This is a genomic window from Microbulbifer mixtoriginis (SeqCode) (genome assembly GCF_052466715.1).
In genome coordinates this window covers 1357907-1374150 of the sequence record NZ_CP174288.1, presented here as the reverse complement: position 1 = coordinate 1374150, position 16244 = coordinate 1357907, and the positions used below count along the sequence as shown (strand labels likewise).

Genomic DNA, 16244 nt, shown 5'->3' with positions numbered 1-16244 from the left:
CCGGACATCAGGTACCCAGGGCAAAAAAGATCTAGGAGATGCACTTTAACGGCGAAGCGGCCAGAAAGCCATAACTCCACAGGTGATCATTGGCATTACCATGACCATCGCCGATTTATTTATAAATAATTTGTGAGATTTAACGAGAAGCGCGAGCACCAATTCACAGTGCCCGCAGCGACAGATTAAATTTCAAATCCCCGTTGGCGCAACATATCCATCAGACCCTCTTCATCCATCACCGGAATGTCCAGCTCCCGTGCCTTGTTCAATTTTGAACCGGCACCGGGGCCCGCCACTACACGGTGCGTTTTTGCAGAGACACTACCAGCCACCTTGGCACCAAGACGTTGCAGGTAATCCTTGGCCTCGCTGCGTGACAGCGTTTCCAATTTTCCAGTCAGCACCCAGGTCTGGCCCGCTAGGGGTTGCTCCTCGGCTGCGACTTCTTCCACCACCCAGTGCACACCCGCCTGGCGCAAGGCTTCGATCTCCTCCTGGGCGTGGGATTGCTGGAAGAACTCGGCAACAAAATGGGCAACAACAGGTCCCACATCTTCCACCTCCTGTAGTGCCTCTTCACTGGCCGCCATCAATACCTCCAGGGAGCCGAAATGGCGAGCTAGGTTGCGTGCAGTCGCCTCTCCCACCTCGCGAATACCCAGGGCATAAAGGAATTTGGGCAGGGTTGTATCTTTGCTGCGCTCCAAGGCATCGAGTAGATTTTGTGCAGATTTCTGTCCCATGCGCTCGAGCCCGGCAACCTGCTCGAGATCGAGGTGGTAGAGGCCGGAAACCGAGTGTAGCAGCCCCTCATCCACCAACTGCTCCACCAATTTGTCCCCCAGGCCATCGATATCCATCGCCTTGCGAGAAGCGAAGTGTTTGATCGCCTGCTTACGCTGAGCGCTACAAATCAAACCACCACTGCAACGGGCAACGGCTTCCCCGGGAGTGGATTCTACCGGCGAATTACACACCGGGCAGTGCGCTGGAAATTCAATTACACGGGCATCTTTCGGGCGCTTACTCTCCACAACCGAAACCACCTGGGGAATCACATCCCCAGCACGGCGAATTACCACGGTATCGCCGATCATCACACCGAGGCGCTGGATTTCATCGCGATTGTGCAAAGTCGCATTGGAAACGGTTACCCCGCCCACAAACACCGGCTTAAGGCGCGCCACTGGGGTCACTGCCCCAGTGCGCCCCACCTGGAACTCCACATCCAGAAGCTCGGTCATTTCTTCTTGAGCGGGAAATTTATAGGCCATGGCCCAGCGCGGCGCCCGGGCAACAAAGCCCAAACGGCGCTGCAGAGGGATACTATTGACCTTAAACACAATGCCATCGATATCGTAGGGTAAGCCCTCGCGTTTATCGCCGAGCTCGCGGTGGTATTCGATGCAGGCCTGAATATCCACCGCCAAACGCATTTCGCTATTCACCCGAAATCCCCACTGCCCCAGCAACTCGAGCGTTGCCAGATGCTCTTCCGGCAGAGAGGCCCCCTCGACCAGCCCAGTACCATAGACACAAAGCTCAAGCGGGCGCTGCGCGGTAATGCGGGAATCGAGCTGTCTAAGACTGCCCGCCGCCGCATTGCGAGGATTGACGAACAGCTTCTCGCCCGCGGCGGCAGCCTTGCGATTTAACTCGGCAAAGCCCGCCTTGGGCATATAGATTTCACCGCGCACCTCCAGCACTGCCGGATACGCTGTGACCCCCGTCTCTTGACGCAAACGCAGTGGCACCGAGCCCACAGTGCGTACATTCTGCGTTATATCTTCGCCAGTTGTGCCATCACCACGGGTCGCCGCACGCTCCAAAATGCCATTGCGATAGAGCAGACTGATAGCGATACCATCCAGCTTGGGCTCACAGGCATATTCGATTGCGCCCTTGCTATTCAGGCGGTCTCTCACCCGACGATCAAATTCCAGCAGCTCCTCGTCGCTAAAGGCATTATCCAGAGAAAGCATGGGCACTTCGTGGCGCACTTCCGAAAAGGAGGATAGCGGCTCTGCGCCGACCCGTTGGGTAGGCGAATCCGGGCTCAGCAACTCTGGGTATTGTTGCTCTATATCCTGCAACTCTCTTAGGCGGCGATCGTACTCCACATCCGGTAATTCCGGATTATCCAGCACATAATATTGATAATTAGCTTTTAGGAGCAGCTCGTGCAAAGCCTCTACTCGCTCGCGTATTGACTGGGGTATGGATTGTTTGGTCATCGACAGTTCGAGTGAAAATAAATCAAAAAAATTAAACTCAAATGCAACAACGGCCCCAGCTCGCGGAAAAGCCCTCAGGCTCAACCGCGGCCTGGGGCCGCGTTGTAACAAAGCAAGAATTGTAAAACTATGCGAACAAATAGTGTTGCAGGTTATCAGCCTTGCGCCTTACTCAGGGCCCGGCGACGCTGATACTCCACGACACGCTGACGATAGTGCTCAGCAGTCTGGGCAGTGAAAACACTGCGATTTTCATCTTTCAACTCGCCCCCGAGCAACTCGGCAATTTTGTAAGCGGTAGAAAGCATTTGATTGAATGCCTGGATCGCCTCGCCCTCAACCGGTAATGCCAGGAACATACTGACCCCCGGGGTGGCAAACTCCTCCATTTGTGCCAGGTCAAAAACACCCGGCACCACAATATTGGCCAGGCTAAATATCACCGCACCATCGGCACCGCCTCCCTCGTGGTAATGGAAGATATTCATCTCTCCAAAACGCATACCAGAGGCCACCATTACCCGCAGAAGATCGTTGCCCTCAAAGTAATCGCCTTCGGGTGCCATCACATTAATAACCAGCACTTCATCGCGGACCGAGCTTTTTTCTACAGCGGATTCTTTGTTTGGCGACACAACCGTATCGGCTTCGCGGGCTTGGGGCTCATCCCGCGGGGATATGGGCTCTACCCGCTCTTCGGTGAGCGCATTGAAGCTCTCAGACTCATCCAGCGCCGGCTCAAAGCGCTGCTCCTCGCCCACAGAATCCATCAAGGTGGGCACCTGCTCCTCCAGGTCCAGCACCCCCTGCTCATGCGAGTTGCGCTGCGGTGCACTGCCTGCGAGGGGCTTGCGCGAGGAAATAAAGCTCTCCTGCACTTGGCGGTTCACATGCAGTGCATCTTCCATAGCACGCCTCTGCACAACACGCACCTGACCTGGCAATTCACTGGTTGCCGGTCGCGGCTTTGTCTCTTCCTGGGAATCTCCGGGGGTCCCACTTGTTTCAGGCGGGCGAGCCGGTTCCTGCACAAGGGGGTCCGCATCACTCCCCACTTCGGATTGCATCGCTTTGGACAGATTCCGCGATACCTTCACCGCGGCTTTCTGCCGTAAAATTGCGCGGCGTACGCCGTCCAGCACCACTACAAGTAGCACTACCACGAGGATCGTAACCAGCCAGTTATCCATTTAAGCGCTCCTCCTTTTACGCCTTATGCAGAAGCCAGCTCAGCTGCTTCTTCCACATTCACCGACACCAGGCGAGAGACACCCGGTTCATGCATGGTTACACCCAACAGCTGATCCGCCATCTCCATCGCAATCTTGTTGTGGGTAATATAGATGAACTGAACGTGTTCTGACATTTCTTTAACCATTCGTGCGTAGCGACCTACGTTAGCGTCATCGAGAGGAGCATCCACTTCGTCCAGCATACAGAAAGGTGCTGGATTCAAGCGGAAAATAGAGAATACCAGGGCGATTGCCGTCAGCGCTTTTTCCCCACCGGAGAGTAAGTGAATCGTGCTGTTGCGCTTGCCCGGCGGGCGCGCCATGATCGCAATCCCAGTATCGAGCAGGTCCTCGCCAGTCAGCTCCAGGTAGGCATTACCGCCCCCAAAAACTTTCGGGAAGAGTTCCTGCAAGCCCGCATTGACCTGATCGAAGGTCTCCTTAAAGCGGCTTCTCGTCTCTTTGTCGATTTTCTTAATTGCATTTTCCAGAGTCTCCAGCGCCTCCATCAGGTCACCATACTGGCGATCCAAATAATGTTTACGCTCAGACTCCTGTTTGTATTCATCAATAGCGGCGAGGTTGATCGGACCCAAGCGTGAGATACGCGCGGCTACCAACTCCAGATCTTCCTGCACCTGGGGAATCGTCAAGTCCCCGGGTAGCTGTTCGAGCAGCTGATCCAAATCCTGTTCGTCTTCGCGCAGCTGTTCTACCAGGCCATTGCGCTGCACTTCGAGGGTTTGTGCGGAGAGACGTTCCTGCTCCAGCTGGGCGCGCACCCCTTGTAAAGCCGCCTCTACTTTGTGCCGCTCCTGTTCCTGTTCACGCAGCCCCGTCTCCACCTCTTCGAGTTTTTTACGGGCTTCAGCCAGCTCCGTTTCCACCTCAATACGCTCACCCAGCTTCTCCTCCAGCTCCATTTGGAAATCCTGGGAGGGGTCCTGGGTTTCAGCCATCTGCTCCTGCAGCTGGGCCCGGCGGCTACGCAAGCGCTCCAGCTGCTCCCCCATCACTTGCAATGTGCGCTCCAGAGAAACCATCTGGGTACGCACCGACTGTTCGCGCATAGCTAGCTCGTGGGCGCGATCCTTGTCCTCGCGCGCACGCTGTCTGGCGGCATCCAGAGCTTCGCGCAGGGCTTCGCGCCGCTCCATCAGCATTTCGCGACGATCGGTGTCATCGCTCATAGCCTCCACAGCTTCCTGCAGCATCAGGCGCGCCTCAGAAAGCGACTCACCTTCGATTTCCTGCTGCTCACGCACCTCGGAAATTTCCTGCTCGATGCGATTGCGGCGCTCACTCATCTGCTCGGCGCGGGCGCGGCGGGCAGAGAGCTGGCTGCGTAATTCGGCTTCGCGCCGCCCGAGCTGTTCGGAGTCGTTGCGGGCTTGTTCAATCGCCCGCTCAACACCGGTCACTTGTTCGCGCAGAGATTCACGCTGCTCACTGCACTGCTCAATCTGCTCTTCGCACAGGGATATCTCTGCGGACAGTGTTTCCAGATCCTGCTTGCGGGCGAGCACCCCAGTCTCGGCATCGCTGGCACGGCTCACTCGCAACCAGTTAGGACCCAGCCAGAGCCCATCCCGCGTCACAATAGACTCATGGGGTTGCAGGCCAGTGCGCTGTGCCAGCGCTTCATTAAGAGTGCCTGCGGTATAGATTCCGGCCAGCAGACCGGTGAGAGACGATGGCCCCTGTACAACGCTCGCCAAAGTGGGCAGCTGCCCAGCGGCTGCTGCCCCCACCGCAGTGCCATCGATAAAGACGGCCTGACCACTTTGCAGTTGCTCCAAGCCCTCGGTCAGACTTTCCAACTGCTCAACACAGACCGCCTGTAACTGTTGACCGAGAACGGTTTCCACCGCTGTTTCCCAGCCGGCTTGTGCCTGGATTTGGTCAGCCAGGCGTGGGCGATCGCTCAGGGATTGCTGCTGCAGCCAGTTTTCCACCGCTTTGCCCTGCCCCAACGCAGCCTGTTGCAGCGCCTCAAGAGAAGCTTGGCGACCCCGGCTTGTTTGCAACTGCAGGCGCAGCTGGTCCAGCTCTGTCGCCAGCTCCCGCTCGCGATTGCGTATTTCCTGCAGGGATTCTGCTCGCTCGGCAACTTCCTCGCGACGCTCCTGTACCTGCATTTCCAGCTCGGCAAGCTGTTCATTTAACTGCTGGGTTTCCTCATCATCCTCGGAAACCTGAAGGCCGGACTGCTCTGCGGTGAGCTTGTTAATCCGCTCCAGTAGTCGCTGCCCGGAAGTCTCCAGATGTTGGATGCGAGACTGCTGCACCTCTGCTTTCTGGCGAGAGCCAGAAGCCCCCTGATTAAATTGATCCCACTCGTTTTGCCCGTTGCGCATCTGCTCTTCGGCTTCGAGTAGCCCGGTGGCGGAATCCTCCTCTGCGGCGAGCACCATTTCCAGATCTGGAACAATTACTTCTAGCTCTTCCTCAAACTGGGCTGCCTTCTCGCGATCTACTTCCAGGTTGGTCTCCGCTTCGCGGAACTCCTGCTCGGTCTGGGTCAAATCGGAATGCAGGCGAGTGGAGCGCTCGCGGGCATGGGCGATACTCTGCTCCAGGCGGGCAATGTCCGCACCCACCGCATAGAAGCGTCCCTGCACTTCATTAAAACCATCGGATAACTCGTGATAGCCAACGCGCTTTTGCTCAATGCCGGTATCACAGTTCACCTGCCGGGTTACCAATTCCTCAACGGTAAGCTCCAGTTCGCCAATCTGTTGCTGCTTGGCGACAGCCTGCTCATTGAGTTCGCGGTATTTTAGGGCTTGCAAATTTGCCTTATGGCTGCGCTCTTCCTCTTTAAATCGGCTGTATTTTTCTGCCGCGGCGGACTGTCGCTCCAAGCGAGACAATTGCCGATCCAGTTCATCGCGAATGTCGGTGAGACGCTCCAGGTTTTCAGAAGTACGGCGCATACGGTTTTCCGTATCCCGCCGCCGCTCCTTGTATTTGGAAATGCCTGCAGCCTCTTCGATATAGACCCTGAGTTCCTCGGGCTTGGCCTCAATCAGCTTGGAAATCATGCCCTGTTCGATAATCGCATAACTACGCGGACCGAGACCGGTCCCCAGGAACAGATCAGTTACATCGCGGCGACGGCACTTCTCCCCATTTAGGTAATAGTTATTCTGGCCTTCGCGCGTGACCTTACGTTTTACCGAAACTTCGGAGAATGCGGCATAGGCGCCAGTTAATTTGCCGGCAGAATTATCAAATACCAGTTCAATAGAGGCCTGGCCTACAGGTTTACGACCACTGGAGCCATTAAAGATAACGTCTGTCATAGAGTCGCCGCGCAGATTTTTTGCAGACGACTCACCCATTACCCAGCGCACAGCATCGATCGTATTCGATTTACCACAGCCGTTAGGGCCAACCACCGAGTTGAGGTTTGTCGGGAAATAAACAGTGGTGGGGTCAACAAAGGATTTGAAACCCGCAAGCTTGATGCACTTCAGACGCATGTATTCTTAAACTCGGTATTTTTATCTTTGCCGGCCCGATCACCAAGCACTCAATTGTACATGGCGCCACCGGGACTTTCAGCGCGGCTTTTCACAGTATCTTTTCACGCGGATTATCGGCCGGAATGGCCAGTGGTCAAGTCAAGATCGCGCAATGGCTTTAACTGGTACCCAATGCCAACATTTCAAGCGGCACAAAATCATCACCAGTGGCAAAACAAAATCTATTTCTACCAGTGCGGCTGTGACCGCCCAGGCGCCAAATAGTTCTCAGGCCGCAGCACTCTCCTGAACACTGCAGCCTGCCAACGCGATGCTTGGATAGGGCCTAAAGCTCCCGGTCAATAACGATAGACTGCGACTCACTCCAGCTTGATTTAGGTAGGGTCTTGATAGAGCCCTGCCAATCGCCCGCCGCGGGGCGCGCGTCACCACGCAAAGCCAAGCGTGCGACCAATTGCACCGTATCTACGGTTGAAATGGAGCGCCCAGGCATCATAGCCCGGGATTCATCCAGCACCACTTCGGCTGGTAACTGGCCAGCGGTTAGCCGAACAATCGCCAAAGGCATTGGGCTATCAGTGCTGCGGGCATAAATGAACACCGGCGTTGACGGATCTGCTTTAACTTGGTCACCCAAGCTCACTTGCACTCGAATTTCCGCTGCGGCCTCACCCTCAACTCCAGCATTTTCCTCTACAGCGGCTTGAACTATCTCAACCGCACCATCTTTACCTTCTTCGCCCAGGGCCTTTTCGGCGCGGGCAACACCCGCCGCCAATGCCTCTGCCGCCGCAGACCCTGGAGCCAGCTGCGCAAGGGCACCCTGCCAATGATCACGCGCCTTGCGGTAATCCTTGTCCTCATAGGCTGCAATTCCCGCCAAGCCTAATGCTGTCCCATTGCTGGGCTGGGCCTCTAGCACCTGATCGACCAGAGTGCGAATTTCATCCGTTATTTTAGAGCCGCCCGCAAAAAACAACGCTTGCGCCAGCTCGGCCTTGACCATAACTGCCTCGGGTTCCCGTGCCAGCACATAGCGATAGGCCTCTACCGCTCCGGCGATATCACCAGTGACCAGAAGCCGTTGAGCCAGAACAAAGCGACTACTCAAATCCTCAGGATGAGTTTCTGCCCGCTGCTTTAACTGCTGGGTGATGCGCTCTTCAGTTGAAGGGTCTGTTTGCCCCTGCTGACTGGCCAACATTTCGCGATACAGAGATACTTCCTGGGGGCGCTCAGAAAGGACATAGGCCCCCACTGCAATCGCAGGCACAAGAACGGCCAGACCAATCAGCAACCCGGAGCCTTTACGCGAGGGAGTTACAGCATTCGCTTCTTCTTTGGCGCTCAATAATTCGCGTGCCATCTCCGCTTCCAGCTGGGCAAATTGCCGCTCATCCATAGCGCCACTTTGCACCGCTGCGCGAAGCTCCCGCGTGCGCTCTCGATACAGCTGCGCCAGGGCTTCACGCTTATCTCCACCGGAACGCCGGGCACCGGCTCCACGCAATCCCGGTAAAAGGAAGATAAATGCCAACAGCAATAACAGGATCGCTAAACCAAACCAAATATCAGTCATTTGCTCTTCTTCCCAGGGTCAGTCAAATCGTCCAGGTCATCACCTAGCAGTTTTTTCAGACGGCGCCTCTCTTCTGCAGTCAATTCTCCAGAGTCATCGTCCTGACTGGCACCAGTGCCACTGCGAGAACGCACCACAATCACAATCAAAGCCAGTAGACCCACCAAGGCAAAGATGCCGGGAGCCAGCCAAAGCGCCAGAGTATTGCGCTGTACCGGGGGCCTGTAGAGAACAAAGTCCCCATAGCGGGCCACCATGTAGTCGGTAATTTCTTTGTCTGTAAAACCCTCTTCCAGTAGCCGGCGAATTTCCCGCCGCAAATCTGCGGAAATCGACGCATCCGAGTCGGCCAGGTTCTGGTTCTGGCATTTTGGACAACGCATTTCTTCGATCAGCACCCGGTAGCGCGCCTCCAGTTCCGGAGAGGACAACTTCTCCGTCTCCACCACCGCCTGTGCCACTACGGATAGGCACAAGAGGCCAAACGCAAGTAGAAATTGCCCCAACCAGCTCATCTGTTTCACGGCTTACTCCACGCTCACACCCTGGAAATTTACGCGATTATAACAGTGTCGCCACTTGCCGGACACGCCCACCATCTCGTTCTTAAACGCCTTAACTCATTGAAAGACAAAAAAAAATTCAAAAAAGGCGTTGACGCCGCAAAGAATATCATTAAGATACGCAGCTCCTGACACGGGGTGGTTAGCTCAGTTGGGAGAGCGACGGCCTTACAAGCCGTAGGTCACAGGTTCGACCCCTGTACCACCCACCACTTCTCTTACTCTTGCCAGGCAAGAGCCATCAAGAGAAGCAGGAATGCGGACCGGTAGTTCAGTTGGTTAGAATGCCGGCCTGTCACGCCGGAGGTCGCGGGTTCGAGTCCCGTCCGGTCCGCCATATACAAAAAAGCCCTGCTCGCAAGAGCGGGGCTTTTTTGTATGTGCAGACATTAATACCCTGTAAAACTCCTTCTCCAAGCTCCTGCGCCACACCCAACACCCACCTGTAGCAACTCAAGCAATTAACAACAATAAGCGGCAGTAAAAAATCACTCCCCGCACAACCATTATTACCAGCCTCGCGTGCACACAATTTTAATCGCCAGTAACAAGGCAACCAGCAATTCCCAACCCGAAACGGGTTTCTTTCAGTACCATTTAATTGTCAGCAGGATAAAAAACCAGCAAGTTATTTTAAGTAAAATAAATTCAGCGGATAAAACTCCGAAAGAAAACCCACCACCTAACTGATGTTTTTTTATCCTAAATCAAGTTTTTAGAATTTTTTTGCCATAGTTGTTGACCGCTAAAAAAATATCATTAAGATACGCAGCTCCTGACACGGGGTGGTTAGCTCAGTTGGGAGAGCGACGGCCTTACAAGCCGTAGGTCACAGGTTCGACCCCTGTACCACCCACCACTTCTCTTACTCTTGCCAGGCAAGAGCAACCAAGAGAAGCAGGAATGCGGACCGGTAGTTCAGTTGGTTAGAATGCCGGCCTGTCACGCCGGAGGTCGCGGGTTCGAGTCCCGTCCGGTCCGCCACATACAAAAAAGCCCTGCTCGCAAGAGCGGGGCTTTTTTGTATATGCTCCGATCCCATAAGCAGCTCAAAGAAATTTTTGTTAAAAAAATTAATTAAATTTCGAAACTATATCCGGCAACCCGTTAAAGGGGCGGCGCAAGTCTGAGTGATCGCCAGCCTGCTACAGAAAACCTCATCGAAGCAAATTCTTACCAAAAGCTTCCTTTGTGGACCACACAAATCAATCACTTCACCCGATGAAATAATCTGCCAGTCCACACCGAAATATTCTTTAGATTTATTTTTTACTGACGACCAGCAAAGACAGAACAGCTCTTTATCTGCCGGAAAAACATTCAGCTAAAAGGTAAATTAAAAAAAACAATTGAGAATTGATGATTTTTCGATCTAAATAAATTTTTATTTAATTTTTTTTGTTAAAGCTATTTACCACAGATAAAAAATCATTAAGATACGCAGCTCCTGACACGGGGTGGTTAGCTCAGTTGGGAGAGCGACGGCCTTACAAGCCGTAGGTCACAGGTTCGACCCCTGTACCACCCACCACTTCTCTTACTCTTGCCAGGCAAGAGCCATCAAGAGAAGCAGGAATGCGGACCGGTAGTTCAGTTGGTTAGAATGCCGGCCTGTCACGCCGGAGGTCGCGGGTTCGAGTCCCGTCCGGTCCGCCATATACAAAAAAGCCCTGCTCGCAAGAGCGGGGCTTTTTTGTATGCGCCAATAATCAACAGAGATTGAGGGAAGTAGAATTGCCTAATGGCTTTTTAGAGTTTGCTGCGCCTCAACTTTCCAGTAACTCACCCTCTTCTCTTTCGATCACTTCGTGCAGCAGTCTACTCAGCTCATCCATTTCAGGCATCTCCGCAAAATGCTCGGCCTGACCACCAATCTCATCCCAGTACGCTTTAGAATCAACGTGTAAGTGGGCCATCACCTTACCGCGAAACTCTCCGTCTAGTAGTCCAGCCGGCACCCAAAAGTGCGTAGTATTACTCATCAGGTGAGGAACAGAGCTGCCGCATTCACTACAGAAGTCGGAACGAAAACCAGTAGGTTTTCGATAAGAGGAAATTTTGTCCAATCCACGCACCCAGCGAAACTGTTCACGACTGATGAATAATGCGGTATCTGATGCGGAACCACTTAACTTGCGGCAGAGTGAGCAGTGGCATTGATAGAGACCGGGCAGCGGCTCTTCCAGCTGAAACTCAACAGCGCCGCAGAGGCACTTTCCGTTCATTATCTACTCCTTTACCTTAAGTTTGTTATTCAAAATTTTGCTTGGAATCCCACGAGTCACAGAACCATTCTCCTTATAGCCCTACAACTCATCCCATCACGGCAAGAAGGGGCAACTTAATAAACCCGAGCCAGGCAACCCTTCAAGCCGGCAGAAACACTATGAAAATTCAAAGGTTCCTTAGGTTAGCAACATTCTCCCCCCTTCACACAAGACTCCTACAGGTCAAAGAAGAAGTAAATGCCAATACTGGGCAAACTCCAGTAAAGCCTCCAGCCAACACGCCCCCAGCCTTACTGGCATACATGCAGCTGCCACCCTAGTGGTGAGCACCCGCAGCCCTTTACGGACTGTCAGGTCCTATTGGCGGCAACTAATCCCTTGAATTTCTTAGGAAGCTTCGACCCAGCTCACTGCCAACCAGATACCCTTTCTCCAACAACTCAACCTCCTGAGTGAAACGCTTAACGGGAAAGTTCGCAGGAGGCGCTATCACTGACACCCGGCAATCCGGTGGTGGTGTCTGGATAAAGTCTAAGGCGCGGTTGTAGCGCTCTCCGCGCTCCAAGACCGCTTCAAACAGGCGGGCGTGATCGTGGAAAAACTGCTTGATGAACTTAGGGGCTGAACCCACTGGTTTTCTATAACCCAGTGGGCGAGACAGAATCACAGTAATATCCCGCGCCCCCTGCTCGTATGCTCGAATAACCGGGATTGAATCAGCCAGGCCACCGTCGGTCATTGGTTCCCCAGCAACAGGAGGGAACTCACGGTAAGCCATGGGGATAGCGCAGGATGCAGGGAACACTTCATGCATATTCTCGGGCGTGACGCATACGTAATGGGGCTGCCCGCTGTTGATGCTAGTTGTCACCGCATAGAGAGGCACGCCATTTTCCGTATAGCGCTCAATATTCAGAGGGACATCATTGTAAGAGGCATGCCATAACCAACTGATATCGCAAAAGTGCCCCCCTCGTAAATAGCGCCGCCAGTCAATAAAGTCCGCGCGCGTAGCATGGTCAAGTAAAATCTGGCGGCTGCGGCCATGGTCTCCCGCCAGGTAGCCAATCAGGTTGGTTGACCCCGCAGAAACGCCAATAGCGAAGTCAAAGGGGCAAAAATCCACCTCGATAAAAGCATCTAAGACTCCGGCTGCAAAAATTCCGCGCATAGCGCCCCCCTCTACCACAAGGGCTGACGTGCTATCTCGCTTTTCAATCCGATTCGCCATAGTTAATCCATTGTGAAAATCGATGTTGCTCAAAATCTAATTTTGAAAACCTTAGCCGCGCTAAATCTATTTAGCCTCTCCTTTTATAAAGGGCCAATTACATAGACTGCGACTTTGCCAAGCCGATTCCATCAGCACTATGATTGAGACATTCAAACTGTCCATTACTTATTGAGTAATTTATGCCTCTTGTTGTTTTTCAAGCCCCCTGGAGCCGCCAACTGAAAATAATTAGCGCACTGAGTGCTTTTCTACTTTTGGCAATACCCTTCGTGCTGATAGCAAAATCCCAGCAAAGCCCTTCCCTCCTCTATAGTGTTGCTATTGCCCTGCCACCGGTCATTTTGCTACTAGGTGCCGTGTTTGCCATCCGCGGTTATACCCTCGCCAACGACTGCCTGCAGATACTAAGGCCAGGCTGGAGAACCTCCATCTCCCTAGAAGGCTTGCAGGAGGTCAAAGTCGACCCAACAGCCATGCAAGGATCGGTCCGCATCTTTGGCAATTCCGGCCTCTTTGGCTACATCGGGCTCTTCCAAAACCAGCAACTGGGTCGTTATCGGGCCTTCGTCACGGATCAAGAGAAAGCTGTTGTTTTATTTTTCCCCGGTAAAACTCTGGTCATCACCCCGGACAAACCCGAACGCATGGCCGAATTACTGCGACAACGTATTAGATGACTAAGCGGTACCCATTCAATGATGCTCCCCTCCTCACTGAGCGAGCATCTTGGATTTTTACAGGCCCCGCAGCATACTGCAGCCACGAGAGCCACTGCTGAAAGAAAATCAATGAAGAAGTTTTTTCTCACCCTATCGCTATGCCTTGGGTCTGTATTCGTGGGCGCACCGCCAGTAAACGCCCACTCGGCCTGTGTAATATTGCTGCACGGCCTGGCCAAATCGGATAGTTCCATGACAAAGCTGGAGCAAGCGATCAGCGCCGCCGGCTACAAGACCGTCAATGTAGATTACCCCTCTACCCGCTTCCCCATTGAGGAACTGGCCGGCAGGGCCATAGCCCCGGCACTGGATCATTGCGCAGGACAGACCGAAATCAATTTTGTTACCCACTCCATGGGGGGCATATTGGTTCGCCAGTATCTGAGCCAAGTTGAGATTGAGAACCTCAACCGAGTGGTTATGCTGGGCCCTCCCAATAAGGGCAGTGAGGTGGTGGATAAGCTCGGTAGTTTCCCAGGGTTTGAATTTGCCTTTGGAGATGCCGGCCTACAACTAGGTACAGGCGAGCTGAGCATCCCCAATAAACTAGGCAGCGCTAATTTTGATGTAGGTATTATTGCGGGTACTCGCAGTATCAACCTGATACTGTCACGACTAATCCCTGAGACTGATGACGGAAAAGTCTCTGTTGCCAGTACCAAGCTGGAAGGCATGAATGATCACTTGGAAATGCCTGTCACCCATGTCTTCATGATGAAGGACAAAAAGGTTATTGCGCAGGTACTCCATTATCTCGCGCACGGTTCCTTTGCAAGGGGTACTCAGGAGGCTCCTCTCAATTAAAATAGCAACCAGCCGCTGGGCCTTTGTGAAAAAATCAGAGGCCCACTACATACTGACTTTTTTTACCCTACCTGCCGGTTTAATATCCAATCTACTCCTAATAAAAAATACAAACCCAGTAAACCAAGAGGCAATACAAGTGCAGTGGCAATGGTGTAGCTTTCAACAACTCTCTATCGATCAGCTTTATGAAATCTTACGGGCACGCCAGGAAGTTTTTACAGTAGAGCAGGATTGCCCTTATCAAGATGCAGATGGCAAAGATCAAGAAGCCTGGCACCTAATCTGCTGGGACAAGGAGAGTCAATCCCCACGATTGATGGCTTACCTGCGAGTGGTATTTCCAGGCAGAAAATATTCCGAGCCCTCAATAGGCCGTGTGCTTACCGCAGAGTCTAGCCGTGGCACAGGGCTGGGCAAAGAACTGATCCGCCGCGCGGTAGAACAAACCCTGAATGAATATCCAGGTTTGGGGATTCGTATTTCCGCCCAAGAGCACCTACGTAAGTTTTATGGAGATTTTGGCTTTGAGCAGGTCTCCACCCCTTACGAGGAAGACGGTATACCTCATATCGAAATGTTGCGCCCGGCATCGGAGTAGATACCGGGCTATACCCAGCTTAGTTACTTCCAACTGCCTCACCAACAGTGGAAGCAAAGGCGCCATCCCGGTGGCGCACCCAGGTATAGAGGCAGGAGGCCGCGATACCTGCAGCAATCAGCAGCCACACAGCATTGGCAACCAGTGAGGCCCTCACAAAGGAATCCGCCCCATACAGGGAAGCGTGAACAACCACAGCCAGAATGCAGGCTGCGGTGGTAGCTCCGCGGAGCAACATAGACCAACCGACAACAGTCCCCACAAAAGCAGCTATCACACTTAAAACGATTGTGGTCAACCAGAATACCTGAGCGGCAGGAATAGCAAAGGCCAGGTAAGTCACAGCACTGAATGCAATAGCAAAAGGGATTCCCCAGACCTGAGCCATCCAAATACGCTCAAGGCGCACCGCTGGCTGACCCCGCTGGCGCTTGCGCACCAACCAGATATTAATACCTGAAACCACCAGCACACACATGCCAATGCCCAGTAAGAAATAGGCAATTTTTACTGGGAAGCCGGAGAAATGCCCGAAGTGCAGACGGAATGTGGAGAGGTATACCTGCTTGGCGGCATCACCTTCAGACCAACCCTCTTTTTCTATCAGGCTGCCATCCCCATTAAAGTGGTAACGCTCTCCCCAAACCAGCTTTTCGGGAACCCGCGTCCAAACCTCCACTACCTGCCCCTCGCGGCCAGGGAAGGCAACCTCAAGTTTAGTACGTTCCTCACCGGGTGCGATCTGCTCCATTTGCGCAAGAATCTCAGCAAAATCTGGAAGAGGCACCGGTGCGGCATTCTCTTTCATCACCGGGTGCTCGCGATACAACATATGCTCAACCTTCTCGGTATCCCCAGCAAAGAAAACACCAGCAATTGCAAAAGCCGCAACCTGCGAAAGCCCAATAAAAGCGCCGGTAATAGCGATCGCCAGGTGAAATGGTGCAGCCCAGACACCCAGCCGGTTGTGCAAGTCCACTTGCTGCAAACGCTTTGAACCCGCCAGGCGCAGAGAGAAAGCATCCTTAATGATTTTCGGGTGTGCCAATAATCCAGAGATAATCAGTGCGGTCATCAATACACCGATCAAGCCTACAAGAGGAACCCCCAACCCCAAGGGCAGATTTAGTGCAAAATGCAAATAGGCGAGGAAGTGCGTCCACTCGTGCTGAACCTCACCCAGCAAAGAACCATCCTCGTCGACATAACGCTCAATATCACCCACTTCCACAGTCAACCTGGGCATATCTGAGTTGGGGATGGTAAATTTTACTGATTCAAATTCTTCGTTTTGCTCTTTCGCCAGGGCAACCGCCTGTTCAGTGGCAAGCTGATATACAGAGGGACTGACATCGAGATTTTCCAGCTCTGAAGCCTGCTCCCAGCGTTCAAATTCATTGTAAAAAACCGCAAGTGTTCCACTGACACAAACGATATAGAGCAAAGTGGAAATGGCCAGACCGAGAACTGAATGTCCGTCAGTCATATCACGCACAAAAGCAGGGGTTGGCTTTAGAGAAAATTTCACGTTGAATTCCTAGTGAGGTCTCTTTGATCTC

11 protein-coding genes and 6 tRNA genes are annotated in these 16244 nt (G+C 53.2%); 9 read left to right on the top strand and 8 right to left on the bottom strand.

The features are described from left to right. Nucleotides 1–185: 185 nt before the first annotated feature. The 5 genes from ligA to ACJJH9_RS06265 form a co-directional block, all read right to left on the bottom strand. Entirely contained in the window at nt 186–2237 is a 2052-nt protein-coding gene (ligA, locus tag ACJJH9_RS06285) for an NAD-dependent DNA ligase LigA (RefSeq protein ID WP_444924661.1), read from the bottom strand. A gap of 155 nt (nt 2238–2392) precedes the next feature. After that, nucleotides 2393–3427: a cell division protein ZipA gene (zipA, locus tag ACJJH9_RS06280; RefSeq protein ID WP_444924660.1), complete on the bottom strand. Its 1035-nt coding sequence runs from the start codon at nt 3425–3427 to the stop codon at nt 2393–2395. A 23-nt stretch (nt 3428–3450) separates the two neighbouring features. After that, a complete protein-coding gene (gene smc, locus ACJJH9_RS06275) occupies nt 3451–6954 on the bottom strand; it encodes a chromosome segregation protein SMC (RefSeq protein WP_444924659.1) in 3504 nt (1167 codons plus the stop codon). Nucleotides 6955–7282: 328 nt separating this feature from the next. Beyond that, the gene (gene ccmI / locus ACJJH9_RS06270; RefSeq protein ID WP_444924658.1) at nt 7283–8536 is read right to left on the bottom strand and encodes a c-type cytochrome biogenesis protein CcmI; all 1254 of its coding nucleotides are present in this window, start codon (nt 8534–8536) and stop codon (nt 7283–7285) included. Further along, nucleotides 8533–9051 (bottom strand): cytochrome c-type biogenesis protein, encoded by a 519-nt coding sequence (locus tag ACJJH9_RS06265; RefSeq protein ID WP_444888920.1) that lies wholly within the window; start codon nt 9049–9051, stop codon nt 8533–8535. The genes ccmI and ACJJH9_RS06265 overlap by 4 nt, the downstream gene beginning before the upstream one ends. A gap of 184 nt (nt 9052–9235) precedes the next feature. Between ACJJH9_RS06265 and ACJJH9_RS06260 the strand changes: the two genes are divergently transcribed. The 6 genes from ACJJH9_RS06260 (at nt 9236) to ACJJH9_RS06235 (ending at nt 10755) form a co-directional block, all read left to right on the top strand. Further along, nucleotides 9236–9311, top strand: a tRNA-Val gene (locus tag ACJJH9_RS06260). Nucleotides 9312–9359: 48 nt separating this feature from the next. Continuing rightward, nucleotides 9360–9436, top strand: a tRNA-Asp gene (locus ACJJH9_RS06255). A 446-nt stretch (nt 9437–9882) separates the two neighbouring features. Beyond that, nucleotides 9883–9958: transfer RNA gene (locus ACJJH9_RS06250), tRNA-Val, on the top strand. 48 nt (nt 9959–10006) lie between these two features. Next, nucleotides 10007–10083: transfer RNA gene (locus tag ACJJH9_RS06245), tRNA-Asp, on the top strand. A 471-nt stretch (nt 10084–10554) separates the two neighbouring features. Next, a tRNA-Val gene (locus tag ACJJH9_RS06240) sits at nt 10555–10630 on the top strand. A gap of 48 nt (nt 10631–10678) precedes the next feature. Continuing rightward, nucleotides 10679–10755: transfer RNA gene (locus ACJJH9_RS06235), tRNA-Asp, on the top strand. Nucleotides 10756–10865: 110 nt separating this feature from the next. On the opposite strand, the gene ACJJH9_RS06230 is transcribed toward ACJJH9_RS06235, so the two are convergent. After that, nucleotides 10866–11324 carry a GFA family protein gene (locus ACJJH9_RS06230; protein WP_252085337.1) on the bottom strand — a complete coding sequence of 153 codons (459 nt, stop codon included), beginning with the start codon at nt 11322–11324 and terminating at the stop codon, nt 10866–10868. Nucleotides 11325–11697: 373 nt separating this feature from the next. Further along, entirely contained in the window at nt 11698–12558 is an 861-nt protein-coding gene (locus ACJJH9_RS06225) for a patatin-like phospholipase family protein (protein ID WP_444924657.1), read from the bottom strand. A gap of 182 nt (nt 12559–12740) precedes the next feature. Between ACJJH9_RS06225 and ACJJH9_RS06220 the strand changes: the two genes are divergently transcribed. The 3 genes from ACJJH9_RS06220 to ACJJH9_RS06210 all read left to right on the top strand — a co-directional run bounded on the left by ACJJH9_RS06220 (nt 12741) and on the right by ACJJH9_RS06210 (nt 14685). Beyond that, complete coding sequence (locus tag ACJJH9_RS06220) at nt 12741–13238, top strand: PH domain-containing protein (RefSeq protein WP_444924656.1); 498 nt, start codon at nt 12741–12743, stop codon at nt 13236–13238. Between the two features lie 111 nt (nt 13239–13349). Further along, on the top strand, nt 13350–14084 hold the full coding sequence (locus ACJJH9_RS06215; RefSeq protein ID WP_444924655.1) for an esterase/lipase family protein: 735 nt from the start codon (nt 13350–13352) through the stop codon (nt 14082–14084). 139 nt (nt 14085–14223) lie between these two features. Beyond that, nucleotides 14224–14685 carry a GNAT family N-acetyltransferase gene (locus ACJJH9_RS06210; RefSeq protein WP_444924654.1) on the top strand — a complete coding sequence of 154 codons (462 nt, stop codon included), beginning with the start codon at nt 14224–14226 and terminating at the stop codon, nt 14683–14685. A 19-nt stretch (nt 14686–14704) separates the two neighbouring features. On the opposite strand, the gene ACJJH9_RS06205 is transcribed toward ACJJH9_RS06210, so the two are convergent. Then, a complete protein-coding gene (locus ACJJH9_RS06205) occupies nt 14705–16213 on the bottom strand; it encodes a PepSY-associated TM helix domain-containing protein (protein WP_444924653.1) in 1509 nt (502 codons plus the stop codon). Nucleotides 16214–16244 lie beyond the last annotated feature (31 nt).

What these genes read in the sequence shown, in the direction of transcription:
- ligA (WP_444924661.1), bottom strand. Translation starts at nt 2,237, where the DNA reads ATGACCAAACAATCCATACCCCAGTCAATACGCGAGCGAGTAGAGGCT.
- zipA (WP_444924660.1), bottom strand. Translation starts at nt 3,427, where the DNA reads ATGGATAACTGGCTGGTTACGATCCTCGTGGTAGTGCTACTTGTAGTG.
- smc (WP_444924659.1), bottom strand. Translation starts at nt 6,954, where the DNA reads ATGCGTCTGAAGTGCATCAAGCTTGCGGGTTTCAAATCCTTTGTTGAC.
- ccmI (WP_444924658.1), bottom strand. Translation starts at nt 8,536, where the DNA reads ATGACTGATATTTGGTTTGGTTTAGCGATCCTGTTATTGCTGTTGGCA.
- ACJJH9_RS06265 (WP_444888920.1), bottom strand. Translation starts at nt 9,051, where the DNA reads ATGAGCTGGTTGGGGCAATTTCTACTTGCGTTTGGCCTCTTGTGCCTA.
- ACJJH9_RS06230 (WP_252085337.1), bottom strand. Translation starts at nt 11,324, where the DNA reads ATGAACGGAAAGTGCCTCTGCGGCGCTGTTGAGTTTCAGCTGGAAGAG.
- ACJJH9_RS06225 (WP_444924657.1), bottom strand. Translation starts at nt 12,558, where the DNA reads ATGGCGAATCGGATTGAAAAGCGAGATAGCACGTCAGCCCTTGTGGTA.
- ACJJH9_RS06220 (WP_444924656.1), top strand. Translation starts at nt 12,741, where the DNA reads ATGCCTCTTGTTGTTTTTCAAGCCCCCTGGAGCCGCCAACTGAAAATA.
- ACJJH9_RS06215 (WP_444924655.1), top strand. Translation starts at nt 13,350, where the DNA reads ATGAAGAAGTTTTTTCTCACCCTATCGCTATGCCTTGGGTCTGTATTC.